General features: G+C 77.0%; 4 protein-coding genes. All 4 read right to left on the bottom strand.

The features are described 5' to 3' along the window. On the bottom strand, positions 1 to 841 hold an 841-nt coding region (locus tag C6N75_RS17535; RefSeq protein WP_322888059.1), incomplete at its 3' end, for a carboxyl transferase domain-containing protein. Next, on the bottom strand, positions 834 to 2,342 hold the full coding sequence (locus C6N75_RS17540; protein ID WP_105869845.1) for an AMP-binding protein: 1,509 nt from the start codon (positions 2,340 to 2,342) through the stop codon (positions 834 to 836). The genes C6N75_RS17540 and C6N75_RS17535, both read right to left, overlap by 8 nt. Positions 2,343 to 2,486: 144 nt before the next feature. Then, positions 2,487 to 3,704 carry an MFS transporter gene (locus C6N75_RS17545; RefSeq protein ID WP_105869846.1) on the bottom strand — a complete coding sequence of 406 codons (1,218 nt, stop codon included), beginning with the start codon at positions 3,702 to 3,704 and terminating at the stop codon, positions 2,487 to 2,489. 113 nt (positions 3,705 to 3,817) lie between these two features. Beyond that, a partial coding sequence (locus C6N75_RS17550; protein ID WP_258177472.1) for a GAF domain-containing sensor histidine kinase occupies positions 3,818 to 5,440 on the bottom strand: 1,623 nt, incomplete at its 5' end.

A 5,440-nucleotide genomic window follows, 5' to 3' on the forward strand; every position in this document is an offset into this window, starting at 1 on the left:
GGGCGAAGTAGTGGTCCAGATACGCGTCGGCGCGCGGCCGCTCCGGGGCGCGGGCCGCCCGTACCGCGTCCCATCCGCGTACCGGTGACTCCACCGGTGGCGACTGCGGCGGCCGCTGCGGCACCGGCGCGGGCTCCGGCGGGCCCTCGGTCGCGGTCCGGCGCAGCGCGCCCAGCCAGCGCGCCAGCGTCTCGCGCAGGTGCTCCGGCGGGACGACCGCGTCCACCTGGCCGGCCGCGAACTGCCCTTCCGCGGTGTACGCCGAGGGGTCCGCGTCCGGGGGCCGCACCCGCGACCCGGCGAACCCCACCTGCGCCCCGGGCAGCGCCAGCACCACGTCCGCGCCCGCGCCGACCGTCGCCCAGCCGCCGCCGGTCGCCGGGTCGCGCAGCACCGCCAGGTGCGGCACCGCCGCGGCCCGCAGCGCCGCCGCCTCCCGGGCCACCCGCTGGAGCTGGCCGAGCGCCACCATCCCCTCCTGCATCCGGCTGCCGCCGGTCGCCACCAGCGACACCAGCGGTACGCGCTCCCGGCCCGCCAGGCGGTACGCGGCCGCCAACCGGTCGCCCGCCCGCTCGCCCAGCGAGCCGCCCAGGAAGCCGAACTCGAAGACCAGCAGCACACAGCGGTGGCCGCCGACGACCGCCAGGCCGTACCGCACCGACTCCGCCGCGCCGGTCGCCTCGGCCGCCCGCGCGCGGGCAGCGTCGTAGCCGGCCCAGCCCAGCGGCCCGTCCGGCGCCCCGGCCCGCTCGGGCGGCCGCTGCTCCTCGAAGACCTCCGCGACCAGCGATATCGCCTCCGCGGAGGTCAGCCGCCCGCCCGCCACCGCGTCAGCCACCGCCCAGCGCCCGCTTCATGACCTTGCCCATGTCGTTGCGGGGCAGCGCGTCCAGACAGCGCACCGTCCGGGGGCGCTTGTGCGGGGCGAGTTCGGCCGCCACCAGGTCGGCCAGCTCCGCCGGGCCGGGCGGGTCCGCCGGGTCGGCCGGGACGATCCAGGCGACCACGCGTTCCCCCAGGTCCGGGTCCGGCTCGCCGGTGACGGCCGCCTCGCGCACCCCCGGGTGGCCGAGCAGCACGTTCTCGATCTCCCCGGCGCCGATCTTGTAGCCGCCGCTCTTGATCAGGTCCGTCGCCCGGCGGCCCACGATCCGCACCGAGCCGTCGGCGTCCCGCACCGCCATGTCGCCGGTGCGGAACCACTCCCCGTCGAACGCGGCGGCCGTGGCGTCCGGCCGGTTCAGATAGCCGCTGAACAGGTTCGGGCCGCGCACCTGGATCTCGCCGACGCCCTCCCCGTCGTACCCCGAGAGCCACCCGCCGCTCGCGCGGTCGTACGCGCTCAGCTCCGTGCCGCTCTCCTCGTCCACCAGACGCAGGCCGACCCCGGGCAGCGGCGTCCCGACCGAGCCGGGCCGGTCCGCCACGGGCCCGTCCGCCCGGACGCTGGTGAGCATCAGCGTCTCCGTCATCCCGTACCGCTCCACCACCCGCCGCCCGGTGGCGGCGGTGATCCGCTCGTGGTCGCGCACCGGCAGCGCCGCCGAGCCGGACACCAGCAGCCGGGCCCCGGCCAGCGCCGCCGCCAGCGCCGGGTCGCCGGGCAGCGCCTCGGCGATCCGGTGGTACATCGTCGGCACCCCGAACAGCATCGTCCCGCCGTCCGCCAGCGCCCCGGCGACCGCCCCCAGGTCGAAGGAGCCCAGATGGCGCACGGCGCCGCCGCGCCGCAGCGGGCCCAGCACCCCCAGCACCAGCCCGTGCACATGGAACAGCGGCAGCGCGTGCACCAGCACGTCGGCGTCCGTCCACTGCCACGCCTCGGCGACCGCGTCGAGGGTGGCCGCCAGCGCCCGGCGCGGCAGCACCGCGCCCTTGGGCGGGCCGGTGGTGCCCGAGGTGTAGACGACCAGCGCGGGCGCCTCGGGCGAGGCCGCGTCCCCGGCCAGTACGCCGCGCCGGCCGGCCGCCGGCGTCAACGGCACGTCGACGCGGGGGAGCGCGGCGAGTGCGGCCGGCAAGGTGTCGCCGGGGGCCGCGAGCACCAGGCCGGGCGCGCTGTCCGCCACGATGTGCGCCAGCTCCCGCTCACCGCTGCGCGGGTTCAGCGGTACGGCGGGGATGCCGGCCAGCAGCGCGGCCACCACCGCGACCGCCGTCTGCGGTCCCGGCGTCGCCCACACCGCGACCCGTTCCGCGCCGCCGAGCCGGGCCGCCGTGGCGGCGGCCGCCGCGCGCAGCTCGCTGTAGTTCAGCGCGTGCTCGCCGAAGCGCAGGGCCGGCCGGTCGGCCGCCGGCTTCCCCGCCTCGGCGGCCGCCAGTTCCGGAAACAGGATCACCGCTGGTCCTCCTCGCCTCAGGGGGTCCCGCGCCCGTACCGGCACGGCCCCTGACCGGCCATTCTCCCCAGGGCCGGCGGCCGGGAAGCGGCTTCCCGGCGGCTGTGGGCAACACCACCCCGGCGGGGCCGGGCCACGGCCTCCTCAGGCGTCGGCCCGCAGGGTGCGCATCCGCCCGTACGCGTAGACGCAGCCCGCCAGCGCCAGGTCGGACAGCAACATGAAGCCGATGGCGTACGAGTCCTTGGCGCTGTAGATCGCGCCCATCACCAGCGGCGGCACGAACCCGCCCAGGCCCCCCATCGCGCCGACGATGCCGGTCACGCTGCCCACCCGGGGCTGCGGGGTGACCTGCGCGACCAGCGCGAAGACGCTGCCGCTGGCGGTGCCGAGACCGGCCGCCATGATCAGCAGGGCGATCGTGCCGCCCGGGTAGAGCGGCGGTTCAAACGCCTGCACGATGGCCAGCAGCGCCACCACGCCAAGCGCCCCGGCGGTCACCAGCGCCGGATGGACCCGGTCCGACAGCCAGCCGCCGATCGGCCGGAAGACCACCGTGACCAGGGCGAACCCGGCGGCCTTGGTGCCCGCGTCGGTCGGCGACAGCTCGTACCAGGTCTTCAGATACGTCGGCAGGTACACGCCGAACGCGACGATCCCGCCGAAGCCGATCGCGTACAGCGCCGACAGCTCCCAGGTCACCCGCAGCCGCCCGGCCTGCCCCAGCCGGGAGGCCAGCGACTCGGCGGGCACCTTGCGCTGCGGGTGGTCGGTGATGGAGAACGCCGCCAGCACCGCGTACGCCGCGAGCGCGATGGCGACGACGACGAACGGCAGCGTCTCCCCGGACGCGGCGATCCGGGGCGTGAAGTAGCCGGAGAGCGCCACCCCGCCCATGCCCATGCCGAACACACCGAGCGCGAAGCCCCGCTTGGCGGGCGGGAACCACGAGTTCACCAGCGGGATGCCGATGGCGAACGTGGTGCCGCCCAGCCCCAGCAGGAAGCCGACCACCAGCATCGCGGCGTAGGAGTTCCGGGCCGGGATCAGCAGCAGGACGGGGATGATCGTCAGCGCCGAGGTCAGCGGGAACATCAGCTTCGCGCCATAGCGGTCGGTCAGCGCCCCCGCCGGGATCCGGCCCAGCGAGCCCACCAGCACCGGCACGGCCACCAGCAGCGACTGCTGGAACGAGCTGAGCCCCAGGCGGTCGCGGAAGTCCGAGCCGAGCGGCGAGATCAGGTTCCACGCCCAGAAGGTGAGCGCGAAGCCGATCGTGGCGACGAGCAGGTTGCGGTACGCGGCGGCCGGGACGACGGCCTCGGCGGGCGGCGCGGCGGCGGGCTTGGCGGCGGTGTCCACGCCCCCAGTCAAGGCCGTCCGCCGTCGCGCCGCCGCCGCTGCTACGCCGTACGGGGGAGCGCCGGGACCCCCGCCGAACGCCGCCGGAGCGGGCCGGTCCGGCGGTCCCCGGCTCAGCGACCGCCGTCCCGGGCCGCCTCCCAGACCACCGTGGTGCCGCCGGCGCGCCCGTCCGTGCGTACGCCGTCGTCGACGACGGTGAGGCGGACCGCCGGGGCGCCGTCCGGGGGGGCGGCGGTGGCGTCCACCTCCACCCGTACCGCGCCCACCCCGCCGCGCCCGCAGGCGGCGTCCAGCGCCTCCCGGACCGCGGCCACCAGGTGCTGCGCCACCGGGCCGTGCACCAGCGCGTCCACCGCCCCGGTGAACCGCACCGACGGCCGGAAGCCGAGCCGGGCGGCCGCCGCGCCGGTCTCCCGCAGCACCTCCCCGCGCAGGGTGCGCGGCGCCTCGAACGGATGCTGCTGGAGGGCGAAGATCGCGGTGCGCACCTCCTGGATCGTCGAGTCCAGCTCGTCCACCGCGTGCGCCAGCAGCCCGTCCTCGGCCGGCTCGGCCCGCCGGCGGGTGGACTCCAGCATCATCATGGTGGCGAACAGCCGCTGCACCACCAGGTCGTGCAGGTCGCGGGCGATCCGGTCGCGGTCCTCGTACACCGCCAGCCGCTCCCGGTCGCGCCGGGCGTCGCCGAGGACGAGGGCCAGCGCCGCCTGCGAGGCGAACTGCACGGCCAGCAGCCGGTCCAGCGCGGTGTACGGCGGGCCGCCCCGCTCCCGGGGCAGGGCCAGGGTGCCGATCAGCCGGCCCCCGCTCTGTAGCGGCAGCATCATCGACGGCCCGAAGCGGTTGCGGACATGGGTGGTCATCCGGGGGTCGGTGGCCGAGTCGGCGACGAAGACCGGCCTCCCGCCCAGCAGGTCCACCAGGACCGCCGCGCCGGGGGCGATCACCGTGCCGACCAGGTCGTCCGGGTCGTGCGGGGTGGAGGCGGCGACGATCTCCATGCCGCCCTCCTCGGTGGGCTGGAGCACCACCCCGGCCGCCGCCCCGGCCAGCACCCGGGCCCGCTCGGCCACGATGACCAGCGGATCGTCGCCCTGCCCGGCCGCCGGCCCCGCCCCGGCGCCGTGCCGGTCGGCGGGGTCGTGCCGGTCGGCGGCGCCGTCCGTCGTGTCCGTCGTGTCCGTCGTGTCGGTCGCGTCGGGGTCGTCGGTGAGCAGCGCGGCGGTCACCGCCGCAGCCCCCTCGATCCACCGCTCCCGCTGCCGGGCGGCCTCGTACAGCCGGGCGTTGCCGATCGCGATGCCGGCCTGCGAGGCGAGCACCCGCAGCGTCGCCAGGTCCTCGTCGGTGAAGCCGCCGTGTCGCTTGTCGGTGAGGTAGAGGTTGCCGAACACCTCCTCGCCGACCCGCACCGGCACCCCCAGGAAGCCGTGCATCGGCGGATGGCCGGGCGGTACGCCGCAGGACTCGGGGTGCAGGGTGAGATCGTCCAGCTTCAGCGGGCGGGCGTCGCGGATCAGCACCCCCAGCACCCCGGCCCGCCCGTCCGGCAGCTTCCCGATGCGCCGCCGCAGCTCCTCGTCCATCCCCGTCGTGTACAGCTCGGTCAGCACACCGCGCCCGGGGTCCAGGACCCCGAGCGCGCCGTACCGGGCGCCGGTCAGCGCCGCGGCGGTGTCCACCAGCCGCTGCAATGTGGGCCGCAGTTCCAGACCCGCGCCCACGTCCAGCAC

This window comes from Streptomyces solincola (assembly GCF_002982015.1).
Lineage (GTDB): Bacteria > Actinomycetota > Actinomycetes > Streptomycetales > Streptomycetaceae > Streptomyces > Streptomyces solincola.